Genomic DNA, 14356 nt, shown 5'->3' with positions numbered 1-14356 from the left:
AGGCAATCAGATGTGACGGCGTCCCCGTGGTCCGGGGATTGGTTTAAGAGACACATACCCCCCCCGGCCCCCGCCGGCGTGACCGCCGAGCAGTTCAGCGAGCTGCTGACCGCGGTCAAGGGCGTGGCCGACAAGCAGGGCGCGCTGGAAACCCATTTCTCCGCACTGCTGAAGGAAGTGCCCGGCCAGAACCCCAATCCCGCCCCCGCCGGCGGCGACGTCTATCACCTGGTGTAAGGAGCCGACATGAGCATGATCCTCACCCCCGCCGCCGGCGCCATGCTGAATAAATACTTCAGCCAATTGGCCCAGGGCTACGGCATCGACCTGGGCGCGCTGCAGCGCGGCGAGAAGTTCAGCGTCACCCCGCCGATGGAAACCCGGCTGCGCGCCGCCCTGCTGGAGTCGGCCGACTTCCTGCGCATGATCACCCTGGTCGACGTGGACCAGATCAAGGGCCAGGTGGTCGACGTGGGCATCGGCAGTATCCACACCGGCCGTAAAGCCAATGGCCGCTTCCTGAAAAACGTGGGCGTGGGCGGCCACGGCTATGAGCTGGTGGAAACCGACTCCGGCGCCGTGCTGCCCTGGTCTACCCTCGCCGGCTGGGCCAATGCCGGCAGCGAAGGCGAATTTATGCGCCTGGTGAACGAGTTCATCAACCGCACCTTCGCGCTGGACATGATCCGGGTGGGCTTTAACGGCACCTCGGCCGCCGCCGATACCGACCCGGCGGCCAACCCCCTCGGCCAGGACGTGAACAAGGGCTGGCAGCAGCTGGTGCGCGAGTGGAACGACGGCTCGCAGATCGTGGGCTCGGCCCAGAGCAAGGTGTATTTCGACCCCGACGGTAACGGCGATTACAAGACCCTGGACGCCATGGCCTCGGATCTTATCAACAGCACCATCGACCCGGCGTTTCGCAACGACCCGCGCCTGACCGTGCTGGTGGGGGCCGATCTGGTGGCCGCCGCCCAGGGCCGGCTTTATCAGGAAGCCGACAAGCCCAGCGAGCAGATCCTGGCCCAGCAGCTGGCCACCAGTGTTGCCGGCCGCCGTGCCATCACCCCGCCCTTCTTCCCGGGCAAGCGCATGGTGGTGACCATTCCGGCCAACCTGCACCTTTACACCCAGCGCGGTACCCGCCAGCGCAGCGCGGCCCACAACCAGGACCGCAAGGGCTTCGAGAGCCAGTACTGGCGGATGGAAGGCTACGCCGTGGGCGAGTACCGCGCCTATGCCTCCTTCGACGAGTCCGGGATCGAAATCGCCCCGACGCCGGCGCCGTAAGGGATAAGCCATGAGCACCCCGGCCCAGCGGCATCGTGATCGGCACCGCGCCCTGCAGGCGGCCACCCAGGCCGCCCGCACCGGGCAAGCCGAGGGCGAGCTGGCCCACAGCCTGCACCTGCAACTGCTTGCCCTGGAGCAGGACCAGCAGCGGCTGAAGGCGCTGGACCGCATCGGCGACAAGGTGGCGCTCAAGCGCGAGCTGCTGCCCAAGTACCGCCCCTATGTGGAGCAGTACCTGGCCGGGGACAAGAGCCACCAGAACCCACTGTTCGCCACCCTCATCGTCTGGCTGTTCGACCTGGGCGAGTTCGAGCAGGCCCTGGACTGGGCCGAACGGGCGATAGCCCAGGGCCAGCACACCCCGCCCCGGCTCAAGCGCGACTTTCCCCACTTTGTGGCGGACACCGTGCTGGAGTGGGCCGAGCAGCAGGCGGCCGAAGGCCAGGCGGTAGAGCCCTACTTCGGCCGGGTATTCGCCCATGTGGTCAAGGACTGGCGGCTCAATGAAAAGCTCACCGCCAAGTATTTCAAGTTCGCCGGGCTGCTGTTGCTGCGCGACGCCACCGGCGAGCCCCGGGCCAGCGCGGTGAATGACCCGGGCGTACTGGAACAGGCCGACGCCCTGCTGGCGAAGGCCCACGAATGGGATCCGGTGGGTGCCCAGGTAAAAACCCACCGGAGCCGGATTGCCATGCGCCTGCGGGCGCTCGAGCAAGACTAGCTCCAACGCCGCCGCCCCCCGGCGGTATGGGCCCGGCCAGGCAATGTCATGAGCCGCTGCCCACCACCGTGGCCAGGGGGGCACCTATTCAACCAGAGGGCAAGCCATGTTCAACGGCACCACAACCGAGTACCAGCAAGCCACCGTCAGCAATGACGGCTTCTGGCCGGATATCGAGGTGGGCGACTTCGAGCGCGACCGGGCCATGCCGGCCGACCTGCAGCCCGCCACCGTGGCCGGTGCCGTGCTCTCGGCCGTGGCCCAGGTCAACATCGAGCTGGCCTTTACCAAGGCCCGGCTGAACGCCGAGGGCCATTGGAGCGCCGCCGAGGTGCCGGGCCCCCAGGTGAACGGCCAGAACCAGCTCACCGTGCTCTATCGCCAGGCGGTGTTCGCCCGCGCCAAGGCCGACCTAGTGACCGAGGCCGGCAGCCTCAGCCAGCGCGAGGTGGGCAACAACCAGGCCACCCAGGGCGGTGACGTGCGCGCCGCCCTGTTGGCCGAAAGCCAGCAGCATATCCGGGCCATCAAGGGCGCCCACCGCTGCGGGATTGAACTGCTGTGAGCCAGGGCTACTACCTGCAGGCCCTGAGCCAGACGCTGCGCGAGCTGCTGCCGCCCAAGTGCCGCAAGGACTTCGATGCCTGGATGCAGGATGGCACCCTGCACCTGGCCCCCGAGGACGGCGGCCGGGGCATGCGGCTGGCCCGGCTCGACTACCGCGCCGTCTTCCTGATCGAAGAACTGCCGTTCAAGGAGCTGGATCCGGCGGTGGTACTGGCCACCGTGGCCGCCTGGCTGCAGGACCATGACCAGGAACGGGAGCGTTTCGAGCTGCCCGATCCGGATTACGACGTGGAGCCCATCGACGACAACACCGCAGACCTGACCATCAGCGTGCAGTTTTCCGAGCCGCTGAACCTGGAGCCCGACGACCAGGGCCCGGTGGTCTACGGCGGCGTCCGCTACCGGGTGGCGCCCTATGAAGTGTGGGTGGCCGAGCAGGCCCGCATCCAGGTAAGCGGCGCCGGTGAAAGCAGCGTCGGGGGTGACCAGTGATCCGGATTGATATCAATGACAACTCGCGGCTGGCCCTGGCCGCCCAGATGAACGCATTGGGATTGCCGGCTCCCAAGAGGCGGCGGGTCCTCGAAAAGATTGGTCGACACGGCATTGACCGAGCAAGAAAGAACGCAAGAAGCCAGCGCTCCCCTGACGGCAGAAGTTGGGCCCCGAGGAAGGATCGCGGCAGAAAAAAGATGATAAGGAAGCTCCCGCGCCTGTTGTCGATAAAAGAGCAAAGTTCAACGCATGTCACTCTCGGTTGGAAAAACCAGATGACTGGCCACATCGCCTTAAGGCACGAGCTTGGCCTTTCGGAAGAAATGACGGCATCCCAGGTAAAACGCATAAGAGGGACACCGGATTACAGCGCGCCGGCAACGGCCAAGCAGGCCAAGGCCCTGGTGGACATCGGCTTTCAGCGGCGCGGAAAAAAGAAGAAGTGGATAAAAGCCAGCCGTCGCTGGATACAGGAAAACCTCACCCTGGGGCAGGCGGGCATCATTTTGAAAACCATGGGGTACATCTCGACCGGCGGCAAAAAGAAGTGGGATATCCCTACCCCGCAACGCCGATTCCTGGGTGAACCGCAGGAATACATGCAGTACGAGCTGGACTCCATCATCCGATTTATCGAGCAAGAACAACGCAAGCGGGGATAACACGCCATGTGGCCAACAATACAGGTAAACAACCTCAACCAGATGCAGGGCCCCACCAACGAGGTGGAGCGGCACTTCCTGTTCGTGGGCAAGGCCGGCAAAAACACCGGCAAACTGCTCTCGCTCAACACCCAGTCCGACCTTGACGATCTGCTGGGCACCCAGAGCAGCACCCTGAAAACCAACGTCCGGGCCGCCATGCTCAACGCCGGCCAGAACTGGACCGCTCACGCCTATGTGCTGCCCAACGACGCCGACTGGACCGAAGCCGTGCTCGATGTTCAGCAAACCGCCTCCTTCGAGGCCGTGGCGCTGGTCGAGCCGGTTTCCACCGCCGAGCAAATCAACGCCGCCCAGGCGCTCTACCACCAGTTGATCGCCACCTGGGGCCGCTGGCAGTTCATGATGCTGGCGGTGCCCGGCATCGACTCCGCCACCCAGGACTGGCCCACCTACGAGGCCACCATGGCCGCGCTGCAAAACGGCATCGCCGCCGACGGCGTCATGCTGGTGCCCCAGCTGCACGGCAACAACGTTGGCGTGCTGGCTGGCCGCCTGTGCAACCGGGCGGTGACCGTGGCCGACACCCCCATGAGGGTCAAAACCGGCCCCGTGCTCGCCCTGGGCCCGGCCCCCAAAGACAGCGCCGACACCGAGCTAACCCTGGCCACCCTGCAAACCCTGGAAGCCAACCGCTACTCGGTGCCCGCCTGGTACCCGGATTACGACGGCGTCTACTGGGCAGACGGCAACATGCTGGACGTGGAGGGCGGCGACTTCCAGAGCGTGGAAAACCGCCGGGTCATCGACAAATGCGCCCGCAAGATGCGTATTCGCGGCATCGCCCGCCTGGGTGATCGCCAGCTCAACAGCACCCCGGCCTCCATGGCTGCCGCCAAGCTCTACTTCATGCAGGATCTGCGGGCCATGAGCAAGTCGGTCACCATCGCCGGCCAAACCTTCCCCGGGGAAATCATGCCCCCGGAAGACGAAGACATCACCATCGAATGGCTCAGCAAGTACGAGGTGGCCATCTACGCCCTGGCGCAGCCCTACGACTGCCCCAAGAAGATCGCCATCAACCTGATGCTGGACCTGAGCAACCCGGGAGATAGCCAATGACGCGCCGCTTATCAGGCATGAGTTTTGACGTGGAGATCATGGGGTACCTGATCCACGTCGAGAAAGCCACGCTCTCCATCACCGACAACTCCGCCGTGGCCCAGACCCGTGGCATCCCCGACGGCCATGTCGACGGCGACGTCACCGCCGACGTGGAGTACGAGCTGGACACAAAAAACTTTAACCGGCTGGGTCAGGCCGCCCGCCGCAACGGCAGTTGGCGCGGCATTCCGCCCCACGACGTGCTGTTTTACGCCAACACCGGCGACGAAGAGATGAAGGTGGAGGCCATGGGCGTGAAGCTGCAGATCTCCGACCTGCTCGATATCGACGGCAAGGGCGGCTCCAAGAAGATCCACAAGCTCAAGGGCTTTGTCACCAGCCCGGACTTTGTGCGCATCAACGGGGTGCCCTATCTGTCACGCGACGACACACGTCACCTGATCGGGTAACGCCATGGATGTGATAGACCGCGCCAATGACCTGTCCGACTGGCTGCTGGCCAAGCAGCTGGCGGCCCAAACCGGCCGCCGGCCCGCCGGCGACAGCCGCGCCGACTGCCTGGAATGCGGCGAGTCCATCCCCGAGGCCCGCCGCGTGGCCCTGCCGGGCGTGGCGCTCTGTGTGGACTGCCAGGAATTACTGGAAAAACGGCAACGGTAAACGAGCTACGGATATGAACGCTATGCCCCATAAAGACCCGACCCTGTGGGCCATCCTGCTGGCCTGGTTGGCCGACAACTGGCCCACCCTTTACGGCTTTACCCTGGCCGTGCTCACTGCCTGGCTGCGGGTGACCTACCACGGCGGTACCGGCCGGCGGCGCTGGCTGGAAGCCTCGCTGGTGGGAGCCATCACCCTGGCCTTTATCAGCGGTTTCGGCTGGTTCGGCATCCCCAGCGAAGCGGCAGGCTTTATCGGCGGCATGGTCGGCCTGTTCGGGGTGGAGAAAATCCGCGACATCGCGGCACGCATGATGGGAGGAAAGTTCAATGGCCCGTATTAACTGCAGCCTCAACCTGGCGGCCTTTCTCGATGTGCTGGCCCATGCCGAGGGCACCAAGGGCCTGGGCGACGACGGTTACGACAAGCTGGTTAACCCGGCCGGCTTCTTCACCAGCTACGCCACTCACCCCAACCAGCGGGTGCAGGTTAGACCGGGGCTGGTGAGTACCGCCGCCGGTCGCTATCAGCACCTGTCGCGCCACTGGCAGCACTACCGCCAGTTGCTGGCCCTGCCCGATTTCGGGCCCGCATCCCAGGACCGTTGGGCCATCCAGCTGATCCGCGAACGCCGGGCCCTGGAGGACGTGGAAGCCGGGCGCATCGAGCAGGCCATCACCAAATGCCGCAACATCTGGGCCAGCCTGCCCGGAGCCAACTACCCGGGCCAGCCAATGAAGACCATGCCAGAGCTGGTGGCCAAGTTCGTCGAGTTCGGCGGGGTGCCGGCATGAGCAAGCTGGCGATGTTACTGCTGATCATGCTGGCCTTGCTGCTGTTTATGGTGTGGTCGCAGCAGGCCATGCTGGATCGGTTGGCCGGAAAGCTGGGCAGATCAGAAGCCCGGGCCGAGCTGCTGGCCGGCGTCACTCAGGAGCAGCAGCAGACCCTGGCCCGGCTGCAGCAAGCACAGCAGGAGGCCCGCCGCCTGCTGCAAGAACAACAGGAGCGGCTGCAGCAAGCCGACACCGACACCAGGAGTTACCGCCATGCCGTGCAACAGCACATTTTCACCCCGCTGCCGGGCCGTCCGGATTGCAGCCGCGAGCCTTTGCCTGCTGCTGTTGTCGGCCTGCTCGGCGCCGCCGCCACAGGTCGTCATCAAGCCGGTGCCGATACTGCCACCGCCGGGCCTGCTGCCGGAGTGCCCTGAGCCGGCCTTTACCGGTACCACCTACGGCGAGGCGGTGGCCTTTATTCCCGAACTGCAGGGCGCCTTACGCCGCTGCCGGATACAGATCAACACCCTGGAGCAATGGCTCCACATCCAAGAAGGAATCGAGCAATGAGCAAGCAAACCATCACCCTGGTCGTCAACGGCACCGATCTGACCTTCGAGCCCACCACCCAGGCGTACAACAAGTACATCAACGAGCTGAGCATGGACGACAAGGTCGCCCCGGCCCACACCTACCTCAACCGCATCGTGGCCGCCGAGAGCAAAGAGGCCCTGGGCAAGCTGCTGGCCCAACCCGGCGCCGGCCTCAAGCTGGTTGCCAAGGTAAACGAAGCCTTCGAGCCCGAGCTTGAGATCTCGGTAAAAAACTAGCCCGTCGGGTCGAGGCCATCGAGGCCAACCAGCTGGAGCAGGTACTGGCACTGCGCCGCCACTACCTGCCCCATGAACCCGACGACGACGAGGCGCTGGCCCGGGCCATCTGGCTGGACCGCAAGCACTGGGAACACATGGCGGACGCCATCAACGCAGGCATCAGCAAGGCATTTAACGGATGAAACACCTGGAACAGTTAATGCTCACCGTGGGCCTGGTCGACCAGGTCACCAAACCCATTCAGGGCATTAACCAGCAGATCGAACGCACCGGACAGATCGGCAGGCAAAGCTGGCAGAACATCGCCGGCGGCGCGGCCGGCCTGCTGGCGTCCGGCGTGGCCCTGCACCAGGCGCTGATGCCCGCCATCGAGATGGACCGGGTGCTGGGCGAGGTGAAGTCCCTGGGTGTACTGCAGGAAGATCTGGACCAGCTCAACCGCACCGCCACCGACTTCGCCATCGAGTTCGGCAAGTCGGCCACCGGCTTTGTGGGCGCCGCCTACGACATCAAGTCCGCCATGGGCGATCTCTCGGGCAAGGAGCTGGCCGGCATTACCAAGGCCTCCGCCGTGCTGGCCGCCGCCACCAAGGCCGACACCGCCACCATCACCAGCTACATGGGCACCATGTACGGCTCCTTTAAGCAGCAGGCCGACGCCATGGGCCGCGACAACTTCGCCGCCATGGTGGCGGGCCAGACCGCCCAGGCGGTGGAAATGTTCAAGACCACCGGCGCCGAGATGGCCAGCGCCTTCGGCCGGCTGGGGGCCAACGCCACCTCCCAGGGGGCTAGCATGGCCGAGCAGATCGCCATCCTCGGCACCCTGCAATCCACCATGTCCGGATCCGAGGCGGCCACCAAGTACAACGCCTTTATCAACGGCATCGCCAAGGCCCAGGGCGATCTGGGCATACAGATGACCGACAGTAACGGCCGCATGCTGGACATGGTCACCATCCTGCAAAAGCTGAAGGACAAGTTCGGCGACACCATGACGGTGGCCGAGTCCGACGCCCTGAAAAAGGCCTTCGGATCCAACGAGGCGGTCTCGCTGATCAAGCTGCTGATGACCGATATCGACGGCCTGGGGGCCAGCATTAACGGCGTGGGCCAGCAAACCGGCATGGACAAGGCCACCGAGATGGCCGGCGCCATGACCGACCAGTGGGAGCGCCTGGGTGCCGCCTGGGAGGCCCTGCGCCGGGGCGCTGGCCAGAGCGTGCTGGGCACCATTAACGATCTGGTGAGCGTCATCGTCGACCAGATGGCGGTGCTGACCGAGTGGACCTACATGTTCCCGCACCTGACCGAGGTGGTCACCTGGGTCGCCGTGGGCCTGGCCGGCCTGACCGCCCTGGCGGCCAGCTGGACCCTGATCATGGGGATCAGCAGCGGCATGATGGTGTTCTTCAAGGGCGGGCTGCTCGGCATCGTATGGGTGCTCAAGATGCTGCGTATTGGCTTTATCCTGACCCGCACCGCCATGCTGGCCTGGGCAGCCATCAAGATGACGCTGGTGGCCGGCACCTGGCTGCTGAGCGCCGCCTTCACCGCCTTGGGCGCCGTGATGAGCTTTGTGTTCAGCCCCTTCTTCCTGATTGCGGCTGCCCTGGTTGCCCTGGCCCTGGGCGCCGTCTGGTTGGCCCGTAACTGGGACGCGGTCAAGGCGACCCTGATGGAGATCCCCTTCGTGCAGGTGTTGGTGGGCGCTTTCGAGGCCATTGCCGCCGGCTGGCGGACTTTTCTGGATGTGCTGGGCAACCTCAGCCCCCTGGACCTGCTGGGTCGCGCCTTCGACTGGCTGATAGAAAAAATCAACCTGATCCCCGGCGTCAACATCAAGACCAGCAGCGAACGCACCGCCAGCGAGACCATCAACGCCGCCCTGGCCGACGTCCGCCGCCCCGAGTCCCTGGCTGCCGCCGACACCGCCCAGCCCATCATGCCGCAAGTGGCACGGGCCGCGGCCAGCAGCGGCGGCAAAACCGTGCATTTCGGCGATGTGCACATCAAGTCGGATGGCGGCATGAACCCCGACGACCTGGCAGAATGGGAGGAACTGCAAAGTGCCTACTGATAAATACATCGACCTGCGGGTAGACGACTACGGCATCCGGCTGGACGCCGGCGCCCAGCCCCATTACACCAGTAACCGCCACAGCATCGGCCAGGACATCAAGCACGCTATTCTCGAAGCCGGGCTGGCTCTCGCCCTTATCGGCGAGCGTAGCCCCACCCTGCGCGCCGACGTGCGCACCCGGATCCGCATCCTGGTAGAGCAGGACGAGCGCATCGTGCCCGGCACCGCCGACGTGCGCGAAGAGGCCGCCGACCGGTATCTGGTGACCGCCACCACCTACGAATTCGGCCACCTGGAGGTGCAGCTATGAGCGCCCGCCCCCAGGTAGACTTTCAGCGGCTGGTGGATGCCGCCGGCATCCCCACCACCGACGAGGCGCTGGCCATTGAACTGGCCCGGGAGGTGGAGGCCGCCGGTTCGCTCATCACCAACGACAACCGCATGAGCCCGTTTTGGCGGCTGCAGAAAGCCCTGGTCATCAAACCCGCCCTGTGGCTGCTGCGGGGGCTTATCGTCGGCCATGTGCTGCCCAACAGCTTCGCCGCCACCGCCCGGGGCTACTATCAGGATCTCAAGGCCTGGGACGTGGACCTGACCCGCAAGCCGGCCACCAGCACCCGGGGCCAGGTGCGCTTTGTCAAACAGTCGCCGGCGGATGCGGTGACGGTGCCGGCCGGCACCCTGGTCAGTACCGAGCGCATCAACGGGGTGATCTACAGCCTGGCCACGGTGCAGGCCGTCACCCTTCCCGCCGGCCAGCCCGAAGGGCTGATTGTCTGCGAGGCCAGCGCCCCGGGCAGCGCCTGGAACCTGCCCGCCGGCTATTACTGCATCCTGCCCAAGGCGGTGCCGGGCATCGTCTCGGTCAACAACCCGGTGGACTGGATCACCCAACCCGGCGCCGAACAGGAAGACGACGACGCCCTGGGGCTGCGCATCCAAAACCAGTTTTCCGTGGTCGGACGCTACCACATCGACGCCGTCTATCGCTCCCTGTTGGCCTCGGTGGCCGGCATCCGTGCCGACCACATCTTCTTCGAGCACGACGCGCCACGCGGGCCCGGCACCGCCAACGCCTTTATCCTGATGGAAGTGGGAGAGACCTCGGCCAGCCTGATTGCCCAGCTCAACCACCATGTCATGGCCCAGGGCAACCACGGCCACGGCGACGATCTGCAGGTGGCCGCCATGCCGGAAACCCGGCACGAACTGAGCCTGACCCTGTACCCGGCACCCAACCTCACCGAGGCGGAGTTGGCCGGCCTGCAACAACAGGCCGACGCCGTGGTACGCGCCGCCTTCCGCGAAACCGCCGCCTACCCGCAGGTGACACGCACCTGGCCCAACGGTCGCTTCAGCATCTCGCTGCTGACCACCCAACTGCACCAGATCCTGGGCGAGTCGGTGGAAAGCCTGGAAATCCACTATCAGGACATCATCAGCGGCCTGAGCATTCCCCGCCTCGATACGGTAACGGTGGCCATCCATGAATAACCGGGATCCGCACCTGCCCGAGCCGGCACTGCCGTTCTGGATGAACGGCGAGCCGCCCCGTGCCCCGAAAAAGGAGCCCTGGTTTCTGGCGGCAGGCGTACACCATTTTTGGCAGCTGATCCGGGCGCGGCTGCTGTGGCCCCTGCAACAGCTCGACGCCCTCACCTGCACCGAGCCCATGCTCAACCTGCTGGCCTGGGAACGGGACATCCGCCGCTTTCGGGGCGAGCCGCTGGAGCTGTATCGCAAGCGGGTGAAGTACGCCTTTGCCAACGCCCGCGACGCCGGCGAAACCGCCGGCTTCAAGCGCATCTTCGAGCGTTTGGGCATCGGTTGGGTGGAAATTGCCGAGCGCATGCCCGGGGTGGATTGGGACGTGATCAACATCCGGGTCACCGACTCCGCCATCGCGCGCAAGCAGGACCTGATGCAGGTGCTGATCGAGCATTACGGCCGCACCTGCCGCCGCTACCGTTTCGAGGTCATTTACCAGGAAACGACCCATGTGTTGTGCGGCCACTTCGGTGGCAGCTACCAGTTGTTTTGTGCCAGCCGCCGGCTGTCGGTCACCCAGCCGGTGCGCCGGCGCAGCGTGTCCGGCAGCTCCCAAGTATTTGTAGCCAGTTTAAGGAAACCCTGACATGAGCCAGAGCGTGATCACCTACGCCTTTGAAGACTACCTGGCCAGCAGCCTGCAGGCCGAGCAGCCCGTGGTGCTGGATGAAATAGTGCTGGCCCTGATCCCCGGGCTGGACCATACCCAGCCCATCGACCGGGGAACGGTACTGCCGCCCGCCGGCCAGATAGTACACCGCCAGCCGGTGGATCAACGTGGCCGGGTCAACGGCAACGCCGTGGCCTACTCCATCGTCATGGACACCAGCGTGGGCGATTTCGAGTTCAACGCCCTGTTCCTGGTGCATGCGGCCTCCGAAACCGTGGCCATGGTGGTGCACAAGGAAACCGAGTCCAAGCTCGCCACCCAGCCCGGCGTGCAAACCGGCAACAGCCTGGTCAAGAGCATGTTGATGGAGTACGACGGCGCCGCCCAGGCCACCCACACCACGGTGGAGGCCGGCACCTGGCAGATCGACTTCTCCGCCCGCCTGGGCGGCCTGGATGACGACATCCGCCTGCAGGCGCTGGAAACCTTCGGCCCGGCGGCGTTTCTGGGTACCGGCTTTCGCCTGGTCAAGCTCACCGGCAACGACTATCAGGTGACCAGTGGCCGCGCCTATATCGGCGGTCTCCGTGCCGAGCTGGAGCAGCACCAGGTGCTGACCATTGCCACCCTGCCCGTCCGCGTCTATGCCGACGTGCACCGCACCGGCTCGGTGCTGTCCCGGCACATCAATAACGTTGCCCTGCGCGTGAGTGACACTCCCCTGGCCGACTACCAGGACGATGACGGCTACTCCCACTATGTGGCCGAGCTGGCCCTGGTAAACGCCGACGGCGCCGTCACCGACCAGCGCACCGAAGGCGGCTGGCAGCAGGCCCTGCGCGAACACCTGGAAGCCGAAAACCCGCACGACATCACCCCGGCCCTTATCGGCGCCGAAACCCCGGCCGGCGCGGCCGAAAAGGACACGGCCCTGATGCAGCAGCATGTGCAAGCCGCGAATCCCCACACCCAGTACCTGATGGCCAGCCGCGCCCAGCTCAGCGAGGGCGAAACCAGCTACCGCATCATCATCATCAACGGCTCCATGGCCCTGGAGGAAATCTAATGCACGGCCTGCCCCGCATACTGCAAACCCGCGCCGACTACGAGCGCGCCCTGGCCATGGCCGCCAGCGCCGCCTGTCGGCCAGCCGACGCGCTGCCGCACTTCGTTGGCCTGCTCGAATCCCGCTGGGCCTACCAGTTCGACCGCCTGCTGACCGAGAACGAACACCCGGACGGCGCCGCGCCGGACTACCTGGTCAGCGAGGCGGAGGGTGAAGACGGCACCCTCGTCCGCGCCCAGCATCGCCGCGCCGAGCAACCCGGCGCCAAAATCCACCGCCTCGGCTACACCGTCGCCGAGGTCACCGCCATCATCGCGCAACTGGAGTCCATGTAATGGCCATCTACATCCAGCCCGCCGCCGCCGCCGGCTTTGCCAGCCTGCTGGGCCGAATCCGCGCCGGCGTCGGCGACACCCTGGACCTGCCCGAGGGGCAGATCAACATCGGCGGCAACGGCAAGGGCTACCTGCTGCCGCCAGCCGCCAGTTGGGACCCGCTCGCCCCCATCAACAACGACGGCACCGTCAGCGCCCTCACACTGGGCAACAACTGGTACATCTACGCCGTGGCCGACCCGTCCGGCATCGCCCGCTGGCTCGCGAGCCTCAACGCCACCTACCCGGACGGCTACCACGACGGCAACAGCCGCAAGGTGGGCGGCTGCCACATCGGCCGCATCCGGGGCGTGGCCAACCGCTACGACAACGCCTATGTGCCCGTGGTGGGCATAGTGCCAAACAGTTGCTGGGACCTGCAGCACAGGTCCAAGGCCGACCCCACCGGCATGGCCGAGGTGATCCCCGGCGCCCTCTGGGCCGACATTTATCTCAACAGCGAGGGCCCGGGCACCTGGCCGGAAAACATCCCCGTGTCGGCCTACGGCCAGATGCCCATTCGTGACGACATCTACAGCCGCAGTGATTTTCACCAGCTGGCCCGCAACGCCGGCAAGCGCCTGCCGACCGTCGAGGAATGGCTGGTGCTGGCCGAAGGCGCGCCCCAGGGCGCCGACGGCAACAACGACACCGCCTGGAGCCGCACCACCAACACCGGCCCCACCACCACCGGCACCGTGGCCAAATCCGTCAGTCAACTCAACCTGGTCGACACCGTGGGCAATCTGCGGGAGTGGATAGACAGCCACTACGACTATGGCTACAGCACCACCGGATACTGGCTGGCATCGGCGGTCAACGTGGGCAAGGACGCCGCCATCCCGCGCGGCCAGCTATACAGCTACGCATCCGGAGCCAGCGGCACCCCGGGGTGGCGCGCCTGGGTTGGCGGAGGCAGCTGGGACGGCGGCGCCCGTTGCGGCTCCCGCTGCCTCAGCTCGGATGCGTACCCGTGGCACGCGATTGGCGGTGTGGGCCTGCGCTGCGTCAGTGACGCCTTGTGAGCCTGAGCCATGATCAAGAGCCGCGACAGCGGCGACTGCTGCTGCTGACCAAGTAGGCCCACCATGCCCTGGACATCAACCCCCCCAACCTGGCCGCCGAGTGCGGCCAGTATCGAAACCGCCGCGGCGCCGGCCCTGGCTGCCATTCCCGGCGCTGGCAACGACGCCCTGGCCCGGCTCAACCAGGCCGCCGCCGGCGTCGCCTTCAACCGCCATCCGCTCAGCGAGCAGGCCTCTGCCCTGCTGTCCCTGCGCGACCAGTGGGCCCAGTTGCTCGCCCATGGCCACCGGCTCACAGTTACCCCCTACGATCATGATGTCGGCATCAGCGAAGAAAGCGGCCACTACCTCGCCCCCAACAACGCCGCCGCCAGACTGGCCGAAAAACTGCAGGATGCCGCCGATCGGCAGCGGCCCACCGGCCCCCTGTACGCCCTCGGCATCCTGGTCGCCGCCACCAGCCTGGCCGAGTTCGCCGCCGCCCTGGCCACCCTCACCGCCATGCTGCCCCTGCC

General features: G+C 65.8%; 22 protein-coding genes and 1 pseudogene. All 23 read left to right on the top strand.

Annotated features, from left to right (window positions below; translation table 11 throughout):
• Positions 1-78: 78 nt before the first annotated feature.
• Positions 79-237 (top strand): hypothetical protein, encoded by a 159-nt coding sequence (locus tag CGX12_RS16650; protein ID WP_254918327.1) that lies wholly within the window; start codon positions 79-81, stop codon positions 235-237.
• Positions 238-246: 9 nt separating this feature from the next.
• A complete protein-coding gene (locus CGX12_RS16645; RefSeq protein ID WP_094040971.1) occupies positions 247-1290 on the top strand; it encodes a phage major capsid protein, P2 family in 1044 nt (347 codons plus the stop codon).
• Between the two features lie 10 nt (positions 1291-1300).
• Positions 1301-2014 (top strand): phage terminase small subunit, encoded by a 714-nt coding sequence (gpM, locus tag CGX12_RS16640; protein WP_094040970.1) that lies wholly within the window; start codon positions 1301-1303, stop codon positions 2012-2014.
• A 106-nt stretch (positions 2015-2120) separates the two neighbouring features.
• Positions 2121-2579, top strand: coding sequence for a head completion/stabilization protein (locus tag CGX12_RS16635; protein WP_094040969.1), 459 nt, complete (start codon positions 2121-2123; stop codon positions 2577-2579).
• Positions 2576-3073, top strand: a complete 498-nt coding sequence (locus tag CGX12_RS16630) for a phage tail protein (protein WP_094040968.1) — start codon at positions 2576-2578, stop codon at positions 3071-3073. The genes CGX12_RS16635 and CGX12_RS16630 overlap by 4 nt, the downstream gene beginning before the upstream one ends.
• A complete protein-coding gene (locus CGX12_RS16625; protein ID WP_142995654.1) occupies positions 3070-3738 on the top strand; it encodes a phage virion morphogenesis protein in 669 nt (222 codons plus the stop codon). Before CGX12_RS16630 ends, CGX12_RS16625 begins: the two co-directional genes overlap by 4 nt.
• Positions 3739-3744: 6 nt before the next feature.
• Positions 3745-4860: a DUF2586 domain-containing protein gene (locus CGX12_RS16620; RefSeq protein WP_094040966.1), complete on the top strand. Its 1116-nt coding sequence runs from the start codon at positions 3745-3747 to the stop codon at positions 4858-4860.
• Positions 4857-5312, top strand: a complete 456-nt coding sequence (locus CGX12_RS16615) for a DUF2597 family protein (protein ID WP_094040965.1) — start codon at positions 4857-4859, stop codon at positions 5310-5312. The genes CGX12_RS16620 and CGX12_RS16615 overlap by 4 nt, the downstream gene beginning before the upstream one ends.
• A 4-nt stretch (positions 5313-5316) precedes the next feature.
• Complete coding sequence (locus CGX12_RS16610) at positions 5317-5523, top strand: TraR/DksA family transcriptional regulator (RefSeq protein ID WP_094040964.1); 207 nt, start codon at positions 5317-5319, stop codon at positions 5521-5523.
• A 22-nt stretch (positions 5524-5545) separates the two neighbouring features.
• Positions 5546-5866 carry a phage holin, lambda family gene (locus CGX12_RS16605; protein ID WP_094040963.1) on the top strand — a complete coding sequence of 107 codons (321 nt, stop codon included), beginning with the start codon at positions 5546-5548 and terminating at the stop codon, positions 5864-5866.
• Complete coding sequence (locus CGX12_RS16600; protein ID WP_094040962.1) at positions 5853-6317, top strand: glycoside hydrolase family 24 protein; 465 nt, start codon at positions 5853-5855, stop codon at positions 6315-6317. The genes CGX12_RS16605 and CGX12_RS16600 overlap by 14 nt, the downstream gene beginning before the upstream one ends.
• Positions 6314-6736, top strand: a complete 423-nt coding sequence (locus tag CGX12_RS16595) for a DUF2570 domain-containing protein (RefSeq protein ID WP_094040961.1) — start codon at positions 6314-6316, stop codon at positions 6734-6736. Before CGX12_RS16600 ends, CGX12_RS16595 begins: the two co-directional genes overlap by 4 nt.
• Positions 6693-6872: an Rz1-like lysis system protein LysC gene (gene lysC / locus CGX12_RS20440; protein WP_094040960.1), complete on the top strand. Its 180-nt coding sequence runs from the start codon at positions 6693-6695 to the stop codon at positions 6870-6872. Before CGX12_RS16595 ends, lysC begins: the two co-directional genes overlap by 44 nt.
• A complete protein-coding gene (locus CGX12_RS16585) occupies positions 6869-7132 on the top strand; it encodes a putative phage tail assembly chaperone (RefSeq protein WP_094040959.1) in 264 nt (87 codons plus the stop codon). The genes lysC and CGX12_RS16585 overlap by 4 nt, the downstream gene beginning before the upstream one ends.
• A gap of 17 nt (positions 7133-7149) precedes the next feature.
• Entirely contained in the window at positions 7150-7317 is a 168-nt protein-coding gene (locus CGX12_RS20435) for a DUF6890 family protein (RefSeq protein WP_438273044.1), read from the top strand.
• The gene (locus tag CGX12_RS16580; protein WP_094040958.1) at positions 7314-9215 is read left to right on the top strand and encodes a phage tail tape measure protein; all 1902 of its coding nucleotides are present in this window, start codon (positions 7314-7316) and stop codon (positions 9213-9215) included. Before CGX12_RS20435 ends, CGX12_RS16580 begins: the two co-directional genes overlap by 4 nt.
• Entirely contained in the window at positions 9205-9528 is a 324-nt protein-coding gene (locus tag CGX12_RS16575) for a DUF2590 family protein (protein WP_094040957.1), read from the top strand. The genes CGX12_RS16580 and CGX12_RS16575 overlap by 11 nt, the downstream gene beginning before the upstream one ends.
• Positions 9525-10712 carry a baseplate J/gp47 family protein gene (locus CGX12_RS16570; RefSeq protein WP_094040956.1) on the top strand — a complete coding sequence of 396 codons (1188 nt, stop codon included), beginning with the start codon at positions 9525-9527 and terminating at the stop codon, positions 10710-10712. Before CGX12_RS16575 ends, CGX12_RS16570 begins: the two co-directional genes overlap by 4 nt.
• A complete protein-coding gene (locus tag CGX12_RS16565) occupies positions 10705-11352 on the top strand; it encodes a phage tail protein (protein ID WP_176442100.1) in 648 nt (215 codons plus the stop codon). The genes CGX12_RS16570 and CGX12_RS16565 overlap by 8 nt, the downstream gene beginning before the upstream one ends.
• A 1-nt stretch (position 11353) precedes the next feature.
• Entirely contained in the window at positions 11354-12442 is a 1089-nt protein-coding gene (locus CGX12_RS16560; RefSeq protein WP_094040955.1) for a phage tail-collar fiber domain-containing protein, read from the top strand.
• Entirely contained in the window at positions 12442-12777 is a 336-nt protein-coding gene (locus CGX12_RS16555) for a hypothetical protein (protein ID WP_094040954.1), read from the top strand. Before CGX12_RS16560 ends, CGX12_RS16555 begins: the two co-directional genes overlap by 1 nt.
• Entirely contained in the window at positions 12777-13841 is a 1065-nt protein-coding gene (locus tag CGX12_RS16550) for a phage major tropism determinant (protein ID WP_094040953.1), read from the top strand. The genes CGX12_RS16555 and CGX12_RS16550 overlap by 1 nt, the downstream gene beginning before the upstream one ends.
• Positions 13842-13904: 63 nt before the next feature.
• A pseudogene (locus tag CGX12_RS16545) lies at positions 13905-14356 on the top strand (hypothetical protein); the annotation flags it as partial.

Source organism: Zobellella denitrificans (assembly GCF_002237365.1).
In the GTDB taxonomy this organism is placed as follows: domain Bacteria; phylum Pseudomonadota; class Gammaproteobacteria; order Enterobacterales; family Aeromonadaceae; genus Oceanimonas; species Oceanimonas denitrificans.
The sequence above is the reverse complement of the archived record's forward strand: the minus strand, read 5'-3'. Positions and strand labels throughout refer to the sequence as shown.

Coding starts and splice junctions, on each gene's coding strand:
- CGX12_RS16550 (WP_094040953.1), top strand. CDS start 12,777: ATGGCCATCTACATCCAGCCCGCCGCCGCCGCCGGCTTTGCCAGCCTG.
- CGX12_RS16635 (WP_094040969.1), top strand. CDS start 2,121: ATGTTCAACGGCACCACAACCGAGTACCAGCAAGCCACCGTCAGCAAT.
- CGX12_RS16580 (WP_094040958.1), top strand. CDS start 7,314: ATGAAACACCTGGAACAGTTAATGCTCACCGTGGGCCTGGTCGACCAG.
- CGX12_RS16615 (WP_094040965.1), top strand. CDS start 4,857: ATGACGCGCCGCTTATCAGGCATGAGTTTTGACGTGGAGATCATGGGG.
- CGX12_RS16645 (WP_094040971.1), top strand. CDS start 247: ATGAGCATGATCCTCACCCCCGCCGCCGGCGCCATGCTGAATAAATAC.
- CGX12_RS16600 (WP_094040962.1), top strand. CDS start 5,853: ATGGCCCGTATTAACTGCAGCCTCAACCTGGCGGCCTTTCTCGATGTG.
- CGX12_RS16620 (WP_094040966.1), top strand. CDS start 3,745: ATGTGGCCAACAATACAGGTAAACAACCTCAACCAGATGCAGGGCCCC.
- gpM (WP_094040970.1), top strand. CDS start 1,301: ATGAGCACCCCGGCCCAGCGGCATCGTGATCGGCACCGCGCCCTGCAG.
- CGX12_RS16595 (WP_094040961.1), top strand. CDS start 6,314: ATGAGCAAGCTGGCGATGTTACTGCTGATCATGCTGGCCTTGCTGCTG.
- CGX12_RS16570 (WP_094040956.1), top strand. CDS start 9,525: ATGAGCGCCCGCCCCCAGGTAGACTTTCAGCGGCTGGTGGATGCCGCC.
- CGX12_RS16605 (WP_094040963.1), top strand. CDS start 5,546: ATGCCCCATAAAGACCCGACCCTGTGGGCCATCCTGCTGGCCTGGTTG.
- CGX12_RS16565 (WP_176442100.1), top strand. CDS start 10,705: ATGAATAACCGGGATCCGCACCTGCCCGAGCCGGCACTGCCGTTCTGG.
- CGX12_RS16585 (WP_094040959.1), top strand. CDS start 6,869: ATGAGCAAGCAAACCATCACCCTGGTCGTCAACGGCACCGATCTGACC.
- CGX12_RS16555 (WP_094040954.1), top strand. CDS start 12,442: ATGCACGGCCTGCCCCGCATACTGCAAACCCGCGCCGACTACGAGCGC.
- CGX12_RS16560 (WP_094040955.1), top strand. CDS start 11,354: ATGAGCCAGAGCGTGATCACCTACGCCTTTGAAGACTACCTGGCCAGC.
- CGX12_RS16610 (WP_094040964.1), top strand. CDS start 5,317: ATGGATGTGATAGACCGCGCCAATGACCTGTCCGACTGGCTGCTGGCC.